Below are 19,242 nucleotides of genomic sequence, written 5' to 3' on the forward strand. Positions count from 1 at the left end.
TCAAAACGCTTCAAATTTATTTGAAGCGTTTTTTATTTCATTAACTTTACTTCATGCGTATTGTTATTTTATTTTTATTAAGTACTCTTTATACCAATGCTCAAGTTGCTAACGATAGTGTTGTTTATAAGAGATATTTAGAGGATCAGTTTTATCTGGGGTTGTCCTATAATTTTATATTGAATCATCCTGAGGGTTCTAATCAACGTAATTTATCCTATGGTCTGCAAGCTGGTATAATAAAAGATATTCCTTTAAATCGTACAGGAACGAAGGCTATTGGTATAGGAGTAGGTTTGGCGTTGAATAGTTATTACTCAAATTTGGTCGCAGATATTTCCGGTGAAACTATTTCTTATAGTATAAACGATGATATTACCAGAAGTAAGTTAGAAACACGTTTATTGGAATTTCCTTTAGAATTTAGATGGCGTAACTCTACCGCAGAAGAATATAAGTTTTGGCGTTTATATGGAGGTATTAAAGCAGCGTATGTGTTAGGTGCGCGATCAAAATATGATTTAGGGGACATTAGTAGTGGATTTAAGAATACAGACCTTAATGAATTTCAGTATGGTCTTACCTTTAGTTTTGGTTATAATACTTTCAATATTAACGCATACTATTCCTTAACAGAGTTGTTCAACGGTTCTGCTTCGGTTAATGGAGAGGTACTACAATATCGACCATTGCGGATAGGACTTATTTTTTATATTCTATAACCAGAACCTTACGGTCAATAATTGTGATAAAAGCCCAATTAAGAGACCAATTATTACTTCTATACCTGTGTGAGCTTTTAGGGCTAATCTAGCGGTTATGATACTTCCTGTAGCTAAAATGAAAAAGCTGATCGCTATGATCAGATTGATTTCAAAATGTATGCTTAAATTAATCAAATACATTAAGAGGCCACTAACACCAACGGTATGTAGACTTGCTTTAAAATTAAAAAATAGTAATAATATACACGCTATAGTAGCTCCTAGAAGTCCTGTAAAATAAAAGTATAGCTCACTAACATAATTATTAGGAATGACTTTATAAAGGATTAAAAGAAGAATAGAAGCGTGAATGTAGAGCGGATATTTTCTTTCTTGTATCGTATGTAGTGAGAGGGATTCTACCAGACCTAGATTTCTTAAAATAAAAAAAGTGATGATAGGAATAATAACCGTTAAGATGAAAATAGGTAGAATGCTGGCACTCTGTATTTCTAGTGGGGTATATTTGGGCGTTATAAGAAAGTATGCAACTGTACCACCAATAGGTATGAAAAGGGGGTGTAGGATATATGAGATTATAGTGGAGAAAAGCTTCATTAAATTTCTTTTCTCATACGTGCTACGGGAATATTAAGTTGCTCTCTGTATTTGGCAACCGTTCTCCTTGCAATAGGATAGCCTTTTTCTTTTAAGATGGTAGCAAGTTTGTCATCCGTTAGAGGTTTTTTCTTAGGTTCGTTCTGGATAACGGTTTCTAAGATTTTCTTTATCTCTTTAGTAGAAACATCTTCTCCTTGCTCATTCTTCATAGACTCGGAGAAGTATTCTTTAATGAGTTTGGTGCCATAAGGAGTATCCACGTATTTGCTGTTGGCAACCCTAGAAACCGTAGAAACGTCCATACCAATTTCATCGGCAATATCTTTCAATATCATAGGTCTCAGGTTGCGCTCATCTCCTGTCAAGAAATATTCTTTTTGATATTGCATAATTGAGTTCATAGTAATGTATAAGGTCTGCTGACGTTGTCTTATAGCATCTATAAACCATTTTGCAGCATCTAACTTTTGCTTAATGAACATCACGGTATCTTTCTGGGACTTAGACTTCTCTTTTGCCTCTTTGTACCCTTTAAGCATATTGCTATACTCTCTGGATACGTGTAGTTCTGGGGCATTTCTACCGTTAAGTGTAAGCTCTAGTTCTCCTTCAGTGATTCTAATGGCAAAATCCGGTACTACGTGCTCAACAATTCGGTTATTACCGGAATATGAGCCGCCGGGCTTAGGGTTTAATTTTTCAATTTCTCCAATGGCTTCTTTTAGTTCAGCTTCGGTAATATTATGCTTTTGAATTAATTTTTGATAATGCTTTTTAGTAAAATGCTCAAAAGACTTTCTAAGAATTTCAGTAGCTAGTTCAATACTTGGCGTAATTTCTTTACGTTCAAGTTGTATTATTAAGCATTCTTCCAAAGATCGAGCTCCAACACCTGGAGGATCTAATTCTTGGACAATTGATAATATTCTGGTAATGGTTTCCTCATCCGTATACACGTTTTGTGTGAAGGCCAAATCGTCCATAATATCTGCGATAGGTCTGCGTATATATCCGCTTTCATCAACACTACCAACTAGGAACTCTGCAATATTCCATTCGTTATCTGTAAGATAAACAGTATTCAGTTGGTTCAATAAATATTGGTTGAACGATGTGCCTGCGGCGTAAGGAACACTCTTTTCCTCATCGTCTGAACTGTAATTATTGGCTTTGGTGCGATAATCTGGAATTTCATCATCACTTAAATAGTCATCTATATTGATATCTTCTGTGTTGATGGACTCATTATCAGCCGTGTCATCATAAATATCATCATAGTCGTCAGTAGTACTTTCAACATCCTCTTTGCCGGTTTCTAAAGCCGGATTCTCCTCTAATTCCTGTTTTAGTCGCTGTTCAAATGCTTGCGTAGGCAATTGAATTAGCTTCATCAATTGAATTTGTTGAGGAGATAACTTTTGAGATAGTTTAAATGAAAGGTGTTGTTTCAGCATTACTATATTCTAGTACTTGTAAAAGTAATTAAATCCGTTTAAAATTCGGCATTTTGCGGTGTTCTAGGAAACGGTATTACATCTCTAATATTGCCCATGCCTGTAGCAAAAAGTACCAATCGTTCAAAACCAAGTCCAAATCCGCTGTGCTCTGCAGTACCAAATTTTCTTAAATCTAGATACCACCAAAGTTCTTTTTCGTCAATGCCCAGTTCCTTGACTTTCGCTTTAAGCACATCTAAACGTTCCTCTCTTTGTGATCCACCTACAATTTCCCCTATTCCAGGAAATAAGATGTCCATGGCTCTAACCGTTTTGCCATCTTCGTTCAAGCGCATATAGAACGCTTTTATTTTTGCTGGGTAATCAAATAATATAACCGGACATTTAAAATGCTTTTCTACCAAATAACGCTCATGTTCACTTTGTAGATCAGCACCCCATTCCTCAATTATATAAGAGAATTTTTTCTTTTTGTTGGGCTTGCAGTTTTTAAGGATATCTATTGCTTCCGTATAACTGACTCTTTTGAAATTGTTATTTGTTACAAACTTCAATTTTTCAATTAAAGGCATTTCGCTACGTTGAGCTTGTGGCTTACTTTTTTCTTCGTCTAACAATCTCTTTTCCAGAAACTCTAAATCTTCTTGACAATGCTCTAGGGTGTAAGAAATAACACTCTTTATGAAGTCTTCTGCTAAATCCATATTGGCATCTAGATCAAAAAAGGCCATTTCAGGTTCGATCATCCAAAATTCTGCTAAATGTCTAGATGTATTTGAATTTTCAGCTCTAAATGTTGGTCCAAATGTATATACTTTTCCTAAGGCCATTGCGTAAGCTTCTGCTTCCAATTGGCCGGAAACGGTTAGGTTTGTTTCTTTTCCAAAGAAATCTTCTTTATAATTGACTTCTCCTTCTTCGTTCAAAGGCGGATTCTTTTCATCAAGTGTTGTTACCCTGAACATTTCACCTGCTCCTTCAGCATCGGACCCTGTAATAATAGGAGCATGGAAATAGTTGAAACCGTTTTCTCTAAAGTAGTTATGAATGGCAAAAGATAAGGTAGACCTTACACGCATAATTGCCGCAAATGTATTGGTGCGTATTCTTAAATGTGCTTTTTCCCTAAGAAATTCCAAGGAATGTTTTTTTGGTTGAATAGGGTATTCTTCAGGATCGGCCTCACCTAAAACTTCTAGAGCACTAACTTGTATCTCAACTGACTGTCCGCGTCCTTGACTTTCAACAAGTGTACCGGTTACTTTTACAGCAGCTCCCGAATTAATTTTTTTTAATAGTTCTTCATCAAAATTTTCAAAATCAACTACACATTGTATGGTGCTCAGTGTTGAGCCGTCGTTCAATGCTATAAATCTATTACTTCTAAAGGTTCTTACCCAGCCTTTAATAGTGGTTTCTTGTAGTAAGTTTTTACTTGCCAGTAGTTCTTTTATTGTTGCTAAACGCATGATATTGAATTGAAAATTATAGTCCCAAATATAGGATTTTGTTGAAAAATAGAGGGCTTAAATAGCTATATAACTTGCGATGAAAAGATATTATTGGTTATTGTTTTCATCATGAGGTAAAATATCTATTTGCGGTTTTTTAAGTGTTTGTTTGTTGGCTATACTTTTTTCTAGTGATAGCAACAGGGAAGGTAGTAAAATTAAGTTGGCCAACATAGCTAATAACAATGTTGCCGAGACTAATGAACCTAAGGCAACCGTACCACCAAAATTGGATATCACAAAAACGGAAAATCCGAAAAACAATACTATTGAAGTGTAAAACATACTTACGCCTGTTTCTCTCAATGCATTATATACTGATTTTTCAATACGCCAATTGTTTGCGGTAAGTTCTTGTCTATACTTTGCCAGAAAATGTATAGTATCATCTACCGAAATACCAAAGGCTATACTAAATACTAGAATAGTAGAAGGTTTTATAGGTACGCCAACAAATCCCATAATTCCCGCAGTAATGACAAGTGGCAATAAATTGGGAATCAGTGAAATTACGATCATTCTAAATGATCTAAAAAGGTATGCCATAAACAATGCAATTAGACCAATGGCCAAGGCAAGTGACATGATTAGATTTTTAACCAAGTATTTGGTTCCTTTAAGGAATAACAATGCACTACCTGTCATATAGACCTCATAACGTTCTACCGGGAATATTTTAGTAATATTCTCTAGTAAGCGTTCTTCTATTTCTTCCATGCGGCTGGTATTTACGTCTCGCATAAATGTTGTCATTCTGGCGGTTTGCCCGGTGCTATCAACAAATGATTTAAGCAGGTCTCCATTATTGCCAGATTTGCGGGCAACATCCATTATGAACGTGTTTTCCTGGCTGGTAGGCAATTGGTAGTATTTTGGTATACCGTTGTAAAAGGCCTGCTTGGAATATTTAACCAGGTTTACAACGGAAACAGGTGTAGAAAGTTCAGGAATCTCTTCTATGACCTCTCCAAGCTGATTCATGCGTTTAAGAGTTACAGGTTTTAAAACTCCCTTTGGTGTTTTGGTGTCTACCACAATTTCTACGGGCATAATACCTTTGAACTCTTTTTCAAAAAAGCGAATGTCATGAAAAAATTCAGCATTCTTTGGCATGTCCTCTATAGGACTGCCAGATATTCTTATTTGGTAAATACCAATAATACTAACCACCAACAAACATATAGATACAATATAAACTGTAATTCTTCTATGTCTCACAATACGTTCCATCCATTGCACAAATGCATCGATCCATTTTTTGTTCAAATGTTTTAAATGCTTTGTTTTTGGTAGGGGCATAAAGCTATAAACAATAGGTATTATTAATAGCGATAATACAAATATCCCCAAGATATTAATAGAAGCAACTATGCCGAATTCCTTCAACAATGTACTGTCCGTTACAATGAAAGTTGCAAAACCAGATGCTGTAGTAATGTTGGTCATTAAGGTCGCATTTCCAATTTTAGAAATTACCCGTTGCAGTGAAAGGGCCTGATTACCATGTTTTTTAACTTCTTGTTGGTATTTATTTATCAGGAATATACAGTTGGGAATACCAATAACTATAATTAATGGCGGAATAAGTGCCGTAAGAACTGTTATTTCATACTGTAATAAGCCAAGTAGACCAAAGGCCCACATTACACCAATAATTACAACACACATTGAAATAAACGTAGCCCTAATACTTCTGAAAAAGAAAAAGAAAATTAATGAGGTAACACCTAGTGCCGCTAAAATAAATTTTCCTATTTCATCAATAATATTTTGCGAGTTCATGGTTCTCACATACGGCATGCCAGATATATGAACGTCTAAATTGGTCTCTTCTTCAAATTTTTTGACTAAGGTGTTTATGTCCTGAAGAATAAAATCTTTACGTACCGATGTGTTTACAATATCCTTATCTAAATTGACAATGGTTCTAATTGTTTTACTTTCTTTATTGTAAAGTAGATTATTGTAAAACGGAACGTCATTGAAAAGATGGTTGGTAATGCTGTCTATTTCTTGTTTAGACTTTAGTTCGCCGTTAATAAGTGGGCGCATTACAAATTCTTGCTTGTCTTTATCTTTGATAAGTTCTTTTAAGTTATCCGTTGAAATAACGAACTCCACTTCTGGGAAAGCGGCAAGTTGCTTGCTAAGCTTGTTCCATCTATTGAAATTGGTTGGTGTGAACAAAGCGCTATCACGTATTGCAAAAACAACTGCATTGCCTTCTTCACCAAATTTGCTCAGAAAATTTTGATATTGAATATTTACAGGATGGTCATCTGGTAGTAAGTTCGTTTGGGAGCTGGAAAATCGCATGTATTGCCATTGCCAACCCATAAATACCGTAAAACCGGTAATCAATAGTAAAATCAGGATTCTGTTTCGTAGAATTATGTTTGCCGTTTTTGGCCAAAATCCTTTCGTAAGTTTAGCTACCATAACTGTTTTTGCAGGTCGCAAAGGTAACTATTACCTACATCTGTTCCTAAACTGAAAAGTTTAAATTTTTTACAAAAGAATAAAGCTACCCTAATTGAGGTAGCTTTGTATCTTAATTAACATATCTATGATTAGACTTTCATGATCTCAGCTTCTTTTTTTGCCAAGAAATCTTCAATTTTCTTAGTAAATAGATCAGTTAGATCTTGAACATCTGCAGTCGCGTTTTTTTGAAAATCTTCAGAAATATCTAAATCCTTAATTTCTTTATTAGCATCTTGCCTTGCGCTGCGTACACCTACTTTGGCGTGTTCTGCTTCTGCTTTGGCTTGCTTTGTAAGTTGAATTCTACGCTCTTCTGTCAAAGGTGGAACGTTAATGATGATCATGTCACCATTGTTCATTGGGTTAAAGCCTAAATTGGCATTCATGATAGCTTTTTCAATTTCTTGAAGCATGTTTTTTTCCCATGGTTGAACAGAAATTGTTCTACCGTCCGGAGTGTTCACATTCGCTACTTGTGATAATGGAGTTTGTGACCCGTAGTAATCGACCATTACCGATGATAACATTGTTGGGCTGGCTTTTCCAGCTCTAATCTTCAAAAATTCTCGTTCCAAGTGCGCTATAGCGGCATTCATGCCTTCTTTTGTAGCGTCTAAAACAAATTGTACTTCTTCGTCCATATAATAAGTATATTATTATCTCAATAACATAAACTGTACCGAAAATTATAAGTTGACCGTTGTACCAATATTTTGTCCGTCAACAATTTTCAATAAGTTTCCTTTTTTGTTCATATCAAAAACTACAATGGGTAGTTCATTTTCTTGACTAAGTGTAAAGGCTGTAGTATCCATAACTTTGAGCCCTTTGTTAAGCACCTCTGAGAAAGAGATGTTGTCAAATTTCGTGGCGCTTTTGTCTTTTTCCGGATCAGCAGTATAAATACCATCTACACGCGTTCCTTTTAGTATAACATCCGCTTCAATTTCAATGGCACGTAATACAGCGGCAGAATCTGTAGTAAAGTAAGGATTACCTGTGCCTCCGCCAAAGATAACAACTCTTCCTTTTTCTAAATGTCTCATTGCACGTCTTCTGATAAAAGGCTCGGCAACTTCGTTAATTTTAATGGCACTTTGAAGTCTGGTCTGTACACCGTTCATTTCTAGGGCACTTTGTAATGCCAAACCATTTATAACGGTAGCCAACATACCCATATGATCACCTTGAACCCTGTCCATACCGGTTGCTGCACCTGCTAGTCCACGAAAGATATTACCGCCGCCAATTACTATGGCCACTTCTATACCTTTATCAACTACTTCTTTAATTTCTTCTGCATATTCATTTAGACGATTAGAGTCTATGCCGTATTGTTTTTCGCCCATTAAGGCTTCACCGCTTAATTTCAGAAGAATTCTTTTGTAGTGCATCTTAATTTTTTATTTGCCATCAAAAATAATGAAAATATTTGATGGGCGTAGCCAATAATTAGTTGAAGCAAAACATAAATCGTTAAGATGTTGTCATAACATATTATCTATCTTTGATAACGTTGATTTTTAAATATTCACATATGAGGTTTTTTATGAAAAAAAATGTTTTAATTGTCGTTTTGGCATTGTTGTTTAATGCATGTGGGGCAGGTAAAGCGCTATTGTCTATTGAAAAAAGTCCTGTTATTATTTCTATTGACTTGATCAATATTGTTGATGATAAGGTGCAGGTAATTGTAGATCCCGGTGCTTTTAGTAAATCAACAGTTGTATTTAGAATTCCTAAAACTGTACCTGGAACATATAGCTCTGACAATTACGGAAAGTATATTGAAGCTTTTAAGGCTATAGATTATAAAGGTAATGTGTTAGAAAGTACAAAACTTGATGACAATAGCTGGAGTATTTCAAGCGCTGTTCAATTGGATAAAATTGAGTATTTGGTCAATGACACCTATGATACTGAAAATGATGTAGAAGATGCGGTATTTTCACCTGCTGGAACCAATATTGCCGCAGGCAGTAATTTTATGCTCAATCTGCATGGTTTCGTAGGTTATTTTGATAACTTTAAAGAAGTGCCATACGCTATCAATATAAATAAACCAGCTGATTTGGTCGCTACTACATCACTTGCTTTTACGACGGATAGAAAACCTGATTCTCAATGGGATGCCTTTTCGGCAAAACGTTATTTTGAAGTTATAGATAATCCGATTATGTATGCAAGACCGAATACTGAAACCTTTGAGATAAATGGTATTACGGTAACCTTAAGTGTTTATTCGCCAAATAATGTTTATAAGGCTTCTGATTTAAAGGAGAGAATGGTTAGTATGATGGGGGCTCAGAAGAAATTCCTTGGAGATGTAGATAGCACCAAAGAGTATAGTATTCTATTGTATATGTCTGATGTTAATGTGCCTGACGCTCATGGTTACGGTGCATTGGAGCATCATACATCAACAGTAGTTGTTTTGCCTGAAGCTATGGACATTGGTCGTTTAGAGCAAGCTATGGTAGATGTGGTTTCACACGAATTTTTTCATATCGTAACTCCGTTATCCGTTCACTCAAAAGAGATTCAGTATTTTGATTTTAACGACCCTAAAATGTCAGAGCATTTATGGATGTATGAGGGTACGACAGAATACTTTGCCAATTTGTTTCAGATTCAGCAAGGTCTAATTACAGAAGAGGATTTTTACGAGCGCATGTTGGGTAAAATTACCAATTCTAAGTTTTATGATGATAGTATGTCTTTTACGAAAATGAGCAAGAATATTTTGGAGCAGCCTTATGAGACAAATTATGCTAACGTTTATGAGAAAGGTGCTTTGATTAACATGTGTTTGGATATTATTTTGAGAGAAAAAAGTAATGGGGAGAAAGGTATGCTTTGGTTAATGAAGGAATTATCTAAAAAATATGGTACAGATGTTCCTTTTGAAGATGCTGCTTTATTCGGTGAAATAATTTCCATGACATACCCAGAAGTTGGTGCATTCTTTAATAAGCATGTTATTGGAACGACACCGATAGATTATGATGAATATTTTGCAAAAGTTGGTTTAGCTACAAAAGAGGTAGAGGAAGCAACAGGATACTTTTTTGATGGACAAGTGCCTTATATGGATGTGGATGTTCAAAACGACAGTGTAATATTTATTCGTAAGAATATAACGTTGAATTCTTTCTTTGATGACTTAAAATTAAAAGGTGGGGATATTTTCAGAACTATCAACGGTAAAGGCATTAATCTTGAAAGTCTTAGACCTATAATAGGAGAGAGTTTTGGTTGGACAGCAGAAACTGTAGTCACTATGACTGTTGAAAGAGATGGGGAAATGATTTCAGTAGAAGGTCCTGTAGGTAAACCTGTTAAAAAAGCAACAAAGGTCGTTGCTCTGGAAGGGGTGTCTCAAGAAATTGTTAAGCTGCGTAATGCTTGGTTGAAGAATTAGAATTAAGTTTAAACTTTAAAAATAAAAAAACCGTCTACTTTTTACAGTAAGACGGTTTTTTATTGAGTTAGTTGTATTGTAATTAACCTACGGTTACACGTTTAAAACCTAGAACAGAAACATCACCATGAGATTCAACATATTTACCAACGTTGATTTTCTCATCTTTAATGAAGTTTTGGTCTAATAAACACTGCTCTTGATCTAAAGTGGTATTGTCAGATACGAATCTTTCCATTTTTCCCGGAAGAATTTTATCCCAAATTTTCTCAGGTTTACCTTCAGCTTGTAATTGCGCTTTAGCATCTTCTTCTGCTTTAGCCATAACTTCAGGAGTTAACTGTGACATAGAAATATACTGAGGTACATTTTTAAGTGTTTTACCTAAACGACCTAATTCTTCATTGTCTTTTTCAATAACAGCTATTCTAGCTTCTGTTTCGGCAGCTACAAATGTAGGGTCGAAATCTTTATAAGATAATGTAGTCGCACCCATTGAAGCAACTTGCATAGAAACGTCTTTAGCCAACACATCAGCAGTATCAACTTTAGCGGAAAGACCAACTAAAGCAGCAATCTTGTTAATGTGAACGTAAGAACCAACGTATGGTGCTTCTAATTTTTCAAAAGCAGTGATTTCTAATTTCTCGCCAATAACACCAGTTTGCTCAACTAATTTCTCAGCAACTGTCATACCTCCAAAATCAGCAGCTAAAAGTTCCTCTTTAGAGTTACAGTTAAGTGCTATTTCAGCTAACTGATCGGCAAGGGCAAGAAAGTTTTCATTTTTACCAACGAAGTCAGTTTCACAACCAAGTACTATGGCAACACCAACAGTTTGGTCAGAATTCAACTTAGCAATTGCAGCACCTTCTGACGATTCTCTGTCAGCTCTTTTGGCTGCTACTTTTTGTCCTTTTTTACGAAGCACTTCGATTGCTTTGTCAAAATCACCTTCGGCCTCTACCAAAGCGTTTTTACAATCCATCATTCCAGCGCCAGTCGCTTTTCTTAATTTATTTACTTCTGCGGCGGTAATTTTTGCCATTTTATTTTCTTTTAGGATACCCGTTTTAATGGGTTGTTCTTAGATTTATTTATATCAAAAATAGAATAACTTATTCTACACCACCTTTGGTGTTGTCTTGCCATTCTTTAAGTTCGTCCCACTTACCCTCTGCAGCCATTTTAGCTTGCTTTGGCCAAGATGTTGGATCCAAGTGAGCCATTCTAGAACTTGCTTCTGTTAAGATTTCTTTGATTTTTTCAGCTTCGCCTTTAGAAAGGTCAGCGAATGTAGCTATACCGGCAGCAACTAATGCTTCGGCTGCTTTTGGTCCAATACCTTCAACTTTCGTTAAATCGTCTGCTTTAGTATCGTTTGCAACAGCTTCTTTAGTAGCCTCAACATTTACTTCAACGTTTGGTACGTTGTCAACCATAGGTGCCGGCTTGGTGTCAACTTTTGCAGGAGATGGAGCTGGCGTTTCTGCAACAGCTTTTTTCTTAGGAGCTTTTTCCTTTTTCTCTGCAGCATCACCTTTTTCTGCTTTACGTTCAGCAAGACCTTCGGCAACTGCATTTGTTACTTCTGTCATGATGATGTCAATTGACTTGGATGCATCATCGTTAGAAGGTATAAGGTAATCTACATCTCTAGGATCACAGTTGGTATCTACCATTGCAAAAATAGGAATGTTCAATTTTTGAGCTTCTTTAACTGCAATGTGTTCTCTCATTGTATCAACGATGAACAAAGCACCTGGTAAACGGGTCATTTCAGAAATAGAACCTAAGTTCTTTTCTAATTTTGCACGTAAACGGTCAACTTGCAATCTTTCTTTTTTAGATAATGTAAGGAAAGTACCGTCTTTCTTCATACGATCAATAGAAGCCATTTTCTTAACAGCTTTACGGATAGTAACAAAGTTGGTCAACATACCACCTGGCCATCTTTCTGTGATGTAAGGCATGTTTACTGCCGCCGCTTTTTCTGCAACGATATCTTTTGCTTGTTTTTTGGTAGCTACGAAAAGTATTTTTCTACCTGATGCCGCAATCTTGCTAAGAGCCTCATTGGTCTCGTCTAATTTTGCAACTGTTTTGTAAAGGTTGATTACGTGAATACCATTACGCTCCATGTAGATGTAAGGAGCCATGTTCGGATTCCACTTTCTTGTAAGGTGACCAAAATGTACACCTGCTTCTAATAATTGTTTTACTTCGACTCTCGCCATTTTAAATTTAGTTTACGTTCTTTTGAATTAGCAATAACAAAGTGGTATCTCGAATAATAATATCAAGAAGCCTTCATCATTTAGATGCTAAACTAATCTTACCTTCAATTTTTAGGAATTAAAGGATTTTTAATTGTCCTGAAAGGACTTTCAATGAACTTGTTAATAATCTGGTTTCCCAGTGTGATAAAATATAAAAATAGGCACCCAAAAAGGGTGCCCGGTACTCTTGTAATCTCGAATTAACGTTTCGAGAATTGGAATTTTTTACGTGCTTTCTTCTGACCGAATTTCTTACGTTCAACCATTCTTGGATCTCTAGTCAATAGACCTTCTGGCTTTAAGATGGTTCTGTTTTCAGCATCAATCTCACACATTGCTCTAGATAAAGCAAGGCGAATAGCTTCTGCCTGACCAGTGATACCACCACCGTAAACATTTACTTTTACGTCGTAAGTATCAAGACTTTCAGTTAATGTAAAAGGTTGTTTTACTTTGTATTGAAGTGTTGCAGTTGGAAAGTATACGCTTAAATCTTTATTGTTGATAGTTATGTCACCATTACCATCAGAAAGATATACTCTAGCTACAGCGGTCTTTCTACGACCAATTTTATGAATTACTTCCATCTTATTTAATGTCTTTTAAATTAACAACAGTAGGCTTTTGAGCTTCCTGACCGTGCTCTGTACCTGCGTAAACTTTAAGGTTTCTAAAAAGTTCTGCACCTAATCTGTTCTTAGGTAACATTCCTTTTATTGCTTTTTCAAGAATACCTTCTGGATTTTTGTCCAACAATTGTTTTACACTAGTAGTACGTTGACCACCTGGATAGCCAGTATATCTCATATATGATTTATCAGACCACTTGTTTCCTGTAAGAACAATTTTCTCTGCGTTGATAATAACAACATTATCACCACAATCAACATGAGGGGTGAAACTTGGCTTGTGCTTTCCTCTTAACAAATAGGCGACTTTTGAAGCCATGCGTCCTAATGTTTCTCCTTCGGCATCTACCAATAACCACTCTTTGTTTACAGTTGTTCTGTTGGCCGAAACGGTCTTATAACTTAATGTATCCACTACTGCTATTTTTAACTATTATTTGAATCAATCCCTAGAAAGGGGCTGCAAATCTACAATTATTAACTTGAATTGCAAATACTTGTTTCTTATTTTTTTACATTTTTTAAATAAATGTAAGATCTAAATACTTTGTCTTCATGTAGATACTGTTAAACTTATCGGTTTTATTACTATTTCTGTAACAATTACAATTCTTTTGTGTCTCTACATTATTACCATCAATCAACCAAAGAACACACGATTATGAATAAATGTATATTCCAAAGTATCTTATTTCTGCTATTTATATCGACAGTATTTGCTCAAAAAGATGCGGCAAAGGTACAAAGGGAATATGTTACCAAACAACTTCCGGTAGAAGAAGAAATTACAATTGACGGCTTATTGTCTGATAAAGCTTGGGATACTGTTTCTTGGGATGGAGATTTTACCGTTTTTGACCCTAACAACGGAGAGGCACCAAGTCAAGCCACAAAATTCAAAATTGCCTATGATGCTAAATTTCTTTACGTTGGTATTCGTTGTTATGATAGTGTTCCTTCTAAAATAGAAAAAAGACTTGCCAGACGTGATAATTTTTCTGGAGATTGGATAGAGATCAATATTGATAGTTACAATGATAAAAGGACCGGTTTTTCATTTAACGTTTCTGCTGCCGGCGTAAAAGGCGATGAGTTTATATCGCAAAATGGAGATTTTTGGGATGCCAGTTGGAATCCCATTTGGTATATGGCATCTAAAGTGAATTCCGAAGGTTGGACGGCAGAAATGAAAATTCCCTTCAGTCAATTAAAATTTGGGGAACAAAAAGAACAGATTTGGGGGCTTCAGTTAAACAGAAGATTTTTTAGGGCAGAAGAACGTTCTCTTTGGCAGCCTGTTTCTTTAGATGCTCCAGGTTGGGTAAGTGAATTTGGTGTACTTAGAGGACTCATTGATATTCAGCCACAAAAGCAATTGGAAATTCAACCTTTTTTGGTAAATCAGTATAATGCTTATCCTTCACAGGAAGGAAATCCTTTTCGCGATGGTAGTGATTATAGGTTAAACGTAGGCTTGGATGCCAAAATTGGTTTAACCAATGACCTTACTTTAGATTTAACCGTAAATCCGGACTTTGGTCAAGTAGATGCTGATCCCGGAGCTATTGCTTTAGACGGATTTCAAATCTTTTTTGAGGAGCGACGACCTTTTTTATCGAGAACAAGAATATTTTTGATTATGAGTTTGCCGATGGTAATGACAATATTTTTTATAGTAGAAGAATAGGAAGAAGTCCGCAAGGTTTTGTAACGACGACACCAGATGAATTCATTGATCAGCCAACAAATAGTACAATTTTGGGTGCCGCTAAATTTTCTGGTAAAACTAAAAATGGATGGTCATTGGGCTTGTTGGAAAGTGTAACTGGTAATATGTACGCAGATATTGAAGATGTCTCCGGTAATAAAAGATCGGAACTGGTAGAGCCATTAACAAATTATATAGTGGGTAGGGTACAGAAAGATTTCAATCAACGAAATTCTTTTATTGGTGGAATATTTACTGCTACAAATAGAAAAATACCAGATAATCTAGATTTTTTAAGAAGTGGAGCTTATACGGGCGGACTTGATTTTAAACATAATTGGAAGAATAGAAACTATTATGTTGAAGGTAATATTGTAGGTAGTCACGTTACGGGTAGTGAAGATGCAATTGCAAGAACACAAAATAGCATAACGCACCTCTTTCAAAGAGTTGATGCACGTCATGTTCCAGTAGATGATACTAGAACCTTGCTAACAGGTACCGGTGGTAAAATAGAATTAGGTAAGGCAGGCGGTGGTAATTGGAGATATGACGGAGGTGTCATTTGGCGTTCTCCGGAATTGGAACTCAATGATATTGGTTTTTTAAGGCAAGCAGATGAAATAAAGCAGACTACTTCTGTTAGTAGACTTTTTATAAAGCCTACCAATTTTTATAGGAGGGCAAACTTAGAATTAAGCCAATATTCTACCTATGATTTTGAAGGCAATTACAATAGAATACAATATCAGTTTGAAGGATTCATAAATTATAAAAATAATTGGTGGACAGAGGTTGGGGCGGCGCATAAACCTAGAATTTTTTCAAATACCGTCCTTCGTGGCGGACCACGTTGGCGTTGGTCAGATGAAAACTTTGCTTATCTTTTCTTTGGTTCCGATAGTAGAAAGAAATTAAGTTTTACTTTAGGGTACGTTAACAGTCAGGCTGCAGAAAATAACTTCTCTTTGGCACGATATGTTTTTAGGTTGAACTACCAGCCTTTTGATGCTTTTAGCCTGTCTATTTCCTCTGAATTTGAAGATAATCCCAATAAAACCCAGTATGTCACCGAAAGCAGTTTTAATGGCAGTGCAAGATATATCACAGGTAATATTGATCAAAAGACCTTTAGTACATCCATTCGTTTTAATTATAGTATTAATCCTAATTTATCAATTCAATATTATGGTGAGCCTTTCATTTCTAGAGGCACATATACCAATTTTAATTTTGTAAATAATCCTATCGCTGAGCGTTTAGCTGATCGCGTAAGTATGTATTCAGAAAATCAAATTGCAAAATCAACCCTTGATGAAATTTATTTAATAGATGCAGATTTTGATGGTAGGGTAGATTATCAAATTGAAAATCCAGATTTTTCTTATGTACAGTTTCGGTCAAATCTGGTACTTAGATGGGAATATGTGCCAGGCTCTGAAGTTTTTTTAGTTTGGTCTCAAGGGGTAGTAGGGGCAGGAAACCCTAGTGAAACTTTGGGAAGGAATTTAGACCGTCAAATACTAGGGCAGAAAAAAGATAATACCATTTTATTGAAGGCAACGTATAGATTTATTCTTTGATAAGTAGGAGGTGGTATTGGGCCGTTTGTACAATTTTGAAATATTTGGGAGTTTTTTTCGTTTTTAGGAATGTACAACTAAAAAACAAAAAAATGTATAAGCATATTTTATTAATTGCTGGGGTGGTAGTAACGCTATTGTCCTGTAGTTCTGATAAAGATGAAATTCAAAATGAAGCGGAAATCAATAGTACTGCAATTGTTGGTACTTGGGATGCTACAGAACTTGAAATTGATAATGAAACGGCAAGTGACGATGTTAAATTTGGAAAACAAATATTAGATTTTCTTACAGAGAAAAACTGCTTTATTATTACCCTGCAGTTTAATGAAGACCTAACGGCAAGCGCTTCTAACTCTGCAAACTATATTGAAGTTAACGCTACTGCTACTGGTTTGGATATTCCTTGTCCTACAGCGTCAGATGAAAGCGAAAGTACATATACTTTTGACGGTAAGACTGTTACTACAATAGATGAGAACGGAGCGGAAGTGGCAATAGGTGTTACTATTGACGGTGATGTAATGACATTAGATGCAAGTGATCTTGATATTCCTAACTTTTCAGAAGACGGGCAATTGATTTTTGTGAAGCGATAAACTATATTCAATTACAATAGAAATAAAATGACCCTTGCATTAATTGTAAGGGTTTTTTATTGCTTGTAAAATTTGGCTTTTACATTCTGGTGTTCAGATCGTATGGTGATCATATACAATCCTTTTTTAAGATTGAAAACAGGAATGTTCAGCGAATTTCTTTTAATTTCCCATTGATGAAAAATTACTTGGTTGCCATAACTATCTCTAATGGTTATTGCGGCATTTTCATCATTTTGTAGACCAAGTACATTGATAACATTGGTTGCCGGATTAGGAAAAACTTTAACATCTTGAAAATCTTGTGCCGCCACTTGGTTAGCGTTAAAGATGATAAAAACTAAAATGATTAAAATCCTTTTCATAAAATATAGCGTACCTCATGAGAGAAGTACGCTATATGCTAACGTTTTAAAGATATATTTTCGTCTAGCTTTATATAAACTTTAACTTTCTAAAAAGAAAAAAATGTTTCGCTGGTAGATGAATTGTTATTGCTGTCTTTTGAAATAACTTTAATTGCATACTGTTGACCAGCGGTAATGTTATAAGTGGTGTTAAGCAATGTTGTATTTTCTAATATCAATTCTAAAGTTTCGCCCGATCCAATATATACATCATAATTTTCTAAGTCGTCATCTAAGTCTTCACCTATCCAAGAAACGGTTACTGAACCGTTACCATTATCCGAAACGCTAATTTCTGCAGGAAAAGGAGCAAAGTTCTCTGTACTTGTGCCTTCTGAATAGAAGTTCCATGAATCACTTGGTAGTGTTTTTGAACCTAAAATGGCAGTTACTGACCATGAAAATTGGGTGCCTTTAGGCAAACCAACAGTAAGTGATGTGGTGGTTACAGTTCTTGTGTCTATAGAATTGGTTTCTTGATTAGTAATTTTTAGTTCATAAGAAGTTGCATTGGTAGATCCCGACCATTGAAATTCTATGCTTACCCCATCTGTACCATTATCTTCTCCTTCTGTACATATTAAATTGTTCTCGGGGAATACAAGATTGAATGCGCCCAGTTCTTTTTCTTCGGGTGGTGTTGGGTTGTCATTGTTCTTGCCACCGCATGACGCAACAAGTATTCCCATTAAAATTAATTTTATAGCTAATCTCATTTTTTAACAAATTTTAAATTGATTTCTTTATCTCCTTCCACGATAGTTAACATGTACATACCGGGTGATAAGTTAGAAATATTCATTTCTAATGTGCCGTTATTAATTTGTCGGCTTTCTTGTAATGTGGTTACTCCACTTACATTAGATACTATAATTTGTGCTTCGGTCATGATGTTCAGACCTTCAACTCGTAATAAATCCGCAACAGGATTCGGAGACAAAATAGCATTATTAATTACAACACTATCATTAAAAACACCTTGGCAAATTTTATCGGTTTCTATAGAAATAACATTAGCTCCTTTGTCTAGCGGAAATGATAATTGCTGATTGGCTATATTATCAACTTCAAAGGAATATACCTTGTCATTCACTGCAACTTGGTAATTCTTACTTCCAGAAACTACTACACTCGCTTTTTGTGAAATGTAATCAATTACCGTTTTACCAGAAATGAATTCTTCGGGGGTTTCTATGGTTACTGTGTAGCATTGCTCATAAATTGGATACTCTGGTATAGTTACACAAACCGTATACGAGCCAGAAGAAAGATCTGATCTTACTAGTCCATTTGATGCATTAATGTTATCAAAGGTGTTGTCTAGTAACATACCGGTGATTTGAACCGTGTAATTGTAATCCTCAGTGAAAGAAACAGAGATTTCACCATTTGCCGTATTTGGACAACTAGTACTTGTTACTTTTACTTGAATACCATCATTTGGAATATCTGGGAGTGTATTTTCAGAAATCGTACACCCGCTCGAATCTACCGTCTCACCTGCAGGGGTGTTTGGACAATCGTCATCGGCATCTGTTACGCCGTCATTGTCAGAATCTGTTATTGTGGTCACTGTGCAGCCATTTTCATCAACTGTATCTCCTGTAGGAGTATTTGGGCAGTCATCATCGGCATCTGTTACGCCGTCATTGTCAGAATCTGTTATTGTGGTCACTGTGCAGCCATTTTCATCAACTGTATCTCCTGTAGGAGTATTTGGGCAGTCATCATCTGCATCTGTTACACCATCATTGTCGGAATCTGTTACTGTGGTTACTGTGCAACCATTTTCATCAACTGTATCTCCTGTAGGAGTATTTGGGCAGTCATCATCTGCAT

General features: G+C 35.7%; 16 protein-coding genes and 1 pseudogene. 4 read left to right on the forward strand and 13 right to left on the reverse strand.

Annotation, left to right across the window (positions count from 1 at the left end; all coding sequences use genetic code 11):
* Positions 1-53: 53 nt before the first annotated feature.
* Positions 54-722, forward strand: a complete 669-nt coding sequence (locus QZ657_RS02640; RefSeq protein WP_291964803.1) for a porin family protein — start codon at positions 54-56, stop codon at positions 720-722.
* On the opposite strand, the gene QZ657_RS02645 is transcribed toward QZ657_RS02640, so the two are convergent.
* The 6 genes from QZ657_RS02645 to pyrH all read right to left on the reverse strand — a co-directional run bounded on the left by QZ657_RS02645 (position 717) and on the right by pyrH (position 8,171).
* A complete protein-coding gene (locus tag QZ657_RS02645) occupies positions 717-1,322 on the reverse strand; it encodes a hypothetical protein (RefSeq protein ID WP_291964806.1) in 606 nt (201 codons plus the stop codon). The two genes, QZ657_RS02640 and QZ657_RS02645, sit on opposite strands and share 6 nt — an antisense overlap.
* Positions 1,322-2,779: an RNA polymerase factor sigma-54 gene (gene rpoN, locus QZ657_RS02650; protein ID WP_291961118.1), complete on the reverse strand. Its 1,458-nt coding sequence runs from the start codon at positions 2,777-2,779 to the stop codon at positions 1,322-1,324. The genes QZ657_RS02645 and rpoN overlap by 1 nt, the downstream gene beginning before the upstream one ends.
* Before the next feature lie 38 nt (positions 2,780-2,817).
* Positions 2,818-4,251 carry an asparagine--tRNA ligase gene (gene asnS / locus QZ657_RS02655; RefSeq protein ID WP_291964808.1) on the reverse strand — a complete coding sequence of 478 codons (1,434 nt, stop codon included), beginning with the start codon at positions 4,249-4,251 and terminating at the stop codon, positions 2,818-2,820.
* 90 nt (positions 4,252-4,341) lie between these two features.
* The gene (locus QZ657_RS02660; RefSeq protein ID WP_276471524.1) at positions 4,342-6,732 is read right to left on the reverse strand and encodes an efflux RND transporter permease subunit; all 2,391 of its coding nucleotides are present in this window, start codon (positions 6,730-6,732) and stop codon (positions 4,342-4,344) included.
* A 131-nt stretch (positions 6,733-6,863) separates the two neighbouring features.
* Complete coding sequence (gene frr / locus QZ657_RS02665) at positions 6,864-7,418, reverse strand: ribosome recycling factor (RefSeq protein ID WP_276471525.1); 555 nt, start codon at positions 7,416-7,418, stop codon at positions 6,864-6,866.
* Positions 7,419-7,463: 45 nt separating this feature from the next.
* Positions 7,464-8,171, reverse strand: a complete 708-nt coding sequence (pyrH, locus tag QZ657_RS02670; protein ID WP_291964810.1) for a UMP kinase — start codon at positions 8,169-8,171, stop codon at positions 7,464-7,466.
* A 155-nt stretch (positions 8,172-8,326) separates the two neighbouring features.
* Between pyrH and QZ657_RS02675 the strand changes: the two genes are divergently transcribed.
* Positions 8,327-10,198 (forward strand): peptidase M61, encoded by a 1,872-nt coding sequence (locus QZ657_RS02675; protein WP_291964812.1) that lies wholly within the window; start codon positions 8,327-8,329, stop codon positions 10,196-10,198.
* An 82-nt stretch (positions 10,199-10,280) separates the two neighbouring features.
* On the opposite strand, the gene tsf is transcribed toward QZ657_RS02675, so the two are convergent.
* The 4 genes from tsf to rplM form a co-directional block, all read right to left on the reverse strand.
* Positions 10,281-11,246, reverse strand: a complete 966-nt coding sequence (gene tsf / locus QZ657_RS02680; protein WP_291964813.1) for a translation elongation factor Ts — start codon at positions 11,244-11,246, stop codon at positions 10,281-10,283.
* 70 nt (positions 11,247-11,316) lie between these two features.
* A complete protein-coding gene (gene rpsB, locus QZ657_RS02685; protein ID WP_276471529.1) occupies positions 11,317-12,435 on the reverse strand; it encodes a 30S ribosomal protein S2 in 1,119 nt (372 codons plus the stop codon).
* 242 nt (positions 12,436-12,677) lie between these two features.
* Positions 12,678-13,064, reverse strand: coding sequence for a 30S ribosomal protein S9 (gene rpsI, locus QZ657_RS02690; protein ID WP_076547268.1), 387 nt, complete (start codon positions 13,062-13,064; stop codon positions 12,678-12,680).
* Between the two features lies 1 nt (position 13,065).
* Complete coding sequence (gene rplM, locus QZ657_RS02695) at positions 13,066-13,521, reverse strand: 50S ribosomal protein L13 (RefSeq protein WP_036151839.1); 456 nt, start codon at positions 13,519-13,521, stop codon at positions 13,066-13,068.
* Positions 13,522-13,767: 246 nt separating this feature from the next.
* On the opposite strand from rplM, the pseudogene QZ657_RS02700 reads away from it, so the two are divergent.
* Both QZ657_RS02700 and QZ657_RS02705 read left to right on the forward strand, forming a co-directional pair.
* A pseudogene (locus QZ657_RS02700) lies at positions 13,768-16,397 on the forward strand (DUF5916 domain-containing protein).
* A gap of 92 nt (positions 16,398-16,489) precedes the next feature.
* Entirely contained in the window at positions 16,490-16,996 is a 507-nt protein-coding gene (locus QZ657_RS02705; RefSeq protein WP_291961101.1) for a lipocalin family protein, read from the forward strand.
* A 56-nt stretch (positions 16,997-17,052) separates the two neighbouring features.
* Here the strand turns inward: QZ657_RS02705 and QZ657_RS02710 are convergent, their stop codons facing one another.
* The 3 genes from QZ657_RS02710 to QZ657_RS02720 all read right to left on the reverse strand — a co-directional run.
* Complete coding sequence (locus QZ657_RS02710) at positions 17,053-17,361, reverse strand: T9SS type A sorting domain-containing protein (RefSeq protein ID WP_291964816.1); 309 nt, start codon at positions 17,359-17,361, stop codon at positions 17,053-17,055.
* Between the two features lie 89 nt (positions 17,362-17,450).
* A complete protein-coding gene (locus tag QZ657_RS02715) occupies positions 17,451-18,119 on the reverse strand; it encodes a fibronectin type III domain-containing protein (protein ID WP_291964818.1) in 669 nt (222 codons plus the stop codon).
* The coding region (locus QZ657_RS02720; RefSeq protein ID WP_291964820.1) for a T9SS type A sorting domain-containing protein at positions 18,116-19,242 on the reverse strand (1,127 nt) is incomplete at its 5' end. The genes QZ657_RS02720 and QZ657_RS02715, both read right to left, overlap by 4 nt.

It is taken from the genome of Maribacter sp., from assembly GCA_020629415.1.
GTDB lineage: Bacteria > Bacteroidota > Bacteroidia > Flavobacteriales > Flavobacteriaceae > Maribacter > Maribacter huludaoensis.

What these genes read in the sequence shown, in the direction of transcription:
- QZ657_RS02640 (WP_291964803.1), top strand. Translation starts at nt 54, where the DNA reads ATGCGTATTGTTATTTTATTTTTATTAAGTACTCTTTATACCAATGCT.
- QZ657_RS02645 (WP_291964806.1), bottom strand. Translation starts at nt 1,322, where the DNA reads ATGAAGCTTTTCTCCACTATAATCTCATATATCCTACACCCCCTTTTC.
- rpoN (WP_291961118.1), bottom strand. Translation starts at nt 2,779, where the DNA reads ATGCTGAAACAACACCTTTCATTTAAACTATCTCAAAAGTTATCTCCT.
- asnS (WP_291964808.1), bottom strand. Translation starts at nt 4,251, where the DNA reads ATGCGTTTAGCAACAATAAAAGAACTACTGGCAAGTAAAAACTTACTA.
- QZ657_RS02660 (WP_276471524.1), bottom strand. Translation starts at nt 6,732, where the DNA reads ATGGTAGCTAAACTTACGAAAGGATTTTGGCCAAAAACGGCAAACATA.
- frr (WP_276471525.1), bottom strand. Translation starts at nt 7,418, where the DNA reads ATGGACGAAGAAGTACAATTTGTTTTAGACGCTACAAAAGAAGGCATG.
- pyrH (WP_291964810.1), bottom strand. Translation starts at nt 8,171, where the DNA reads ATGCACTACAAAAGAATTCTTCTGAAATTAAGCGGTGAAGCCTTAATG.
- QZ657_RS02675 (WP_291964812.1), top strand. Translation starts at nt 8,327, where the DNA reads ATGAAAAAAAATGTTTTAATTGTCGTTTTGGCATTGTTGTTTAATGCA.
- tsf (WP_291964813.1), bottom strand. Translation starts at nt 11,246, where the DNA reads ATGGCAAAAATTACCGCCGCAGAAGTAAATAAATTAAGAAAAGCGACT.
- rpsB (WP_276471529.1), bottom strand. Translation starts at nt 12,435, where the DNA reads ATGGCGAGAGTCGAAGTAAAACAATTATTAGAAGCAGGTGTACATTTT.
- rpsI (WP_076547268.1), bottom strand. Translation starts at nt 13,064, where the DNA reads ATGGAAGTAATTCATAAAATTGGTCGTAGAAAGACCGCTGTAGCTAGA.
- QZ657_RS02705 (WP_291961101.1), top strand. Translation starts at nt 16,490, where the DNA reads ATGTATAAGCATATTTTATTAATTGCTGGGGTGGTAGTAACGCTATTG.
- QZ657_RS02710 (WP_291964816.1), bottom strand. Translation starts at nt 17,361, where the DNA reads ATGAAAAGGATTTTAATCATTTTAGTTTTTATCATCTTTAACGCTAAC.
- QZ657_RS02715 (WP_291964818.1), bottom strand. Translation starts at nt 18,119, where the DNA reads ATGAGATTAGCTATAAAATTAATTTTAATGGGAATACTTGTTGCGTCA.